Below are 1,047 nucleotides of genomic sequence, written 5' to 3' on the forward strand. Positions count from 1 at the left end.
ATCGCAGCGACAGTATTTGCTTTGAAAGCGATTCCAGGTCAGATCGGTGAGAGCTTAACGCGTCAGTACAAAATCTTTGATAACAAGCATACTTGGGCAATGACAGTTATTTATACAATGACTTTTGGTTCATTCATTGGTTTTGCAGCATCTTTCCCGCTAACGATTAAAGTTGTATTTGGTTTCCAGCACGTGATGGTTGATGGTGTGATGACACACAACACGGCTAACCCTAATGGGCCAAGTGCTTTAATGTACGCCTGGATGGGGCCTTTCATCGGTGCTTTGATTCGCCCAGTTGGTGGTTGGATCTCTGATAAAGTAGGTGGTGCTTTAGTTACTCAGATTTGTGCGGTAATTATGGTGGCATGTGCAATTGGTGTGGCTTACTTCATGAAAGCCGCTTACCAGTCAGCAACACCTGAAGAATTCTTCGTACCATTCTTTGTATTGTTCTTAGTCTTGTTTGCTGCAACAGGTATTGGTAACGGTTCTACTTTCCGTACCATCTCTCAGGTATTCAATAAAGAGCAAGCAGGTCCGGTATTGGGTTGGACTGCAGCGGTGGCAGCATACGGTGCATTCATTATGCCTAAAGTATTGGGTGAGCAAATCAAGGCGACGACTCCTGAGTACGCGCTATATGGCTTCGCAACGTTCTACGCCGTATGTATCGTTCTTAACTGGTGGTTCTACCTACGTAAGAGCTGCGAGCACTATAATCCATAACGACAATCCATAAGTTGTAAGTTATGGCTTAAAATAAAAAACCGCGCAACTAGCGCGGTTTTTTATGTTTACTGGTTAATAAATGGCCAATAATTGGCTTGCTAAGCAGGTGTTAATATCAGCATAATATGCATGCTAAAAAACAAATATAACATCAGCCTGGTAATCATACTGTTATGCAAGCTTCTTGCTTTTCGCCGATGAGTGGTGAACTGAAATTATTAGTGATAGAGGACCATCCAGTCTACCTGGAAGGGCTTTCATTTGTGCTTAAGCGTTTGAGCGAAGAGGTTGTGATCGAATGTGCTCATGGCGTGA

1 protein-coding gene is annotated in these 1,047 nt (G+C 43.2%); it reads left to right on the forward strand.

The window, feature by feature from the left end:
* A partial coding sequence (locus A3729_RS04460) for a nitrate/nitrite transporter (RefSeq protein ID WP_369820077.1) occupies window positions 1–729 on the forward strand: 729 nt, incomplete at its 5' end.
* Window positions 730–1,047 lie beyond the last annotated feature (318 nt).

Source organism: Oleiphilus sp. HI0043, from assembly GCF_001634935.1.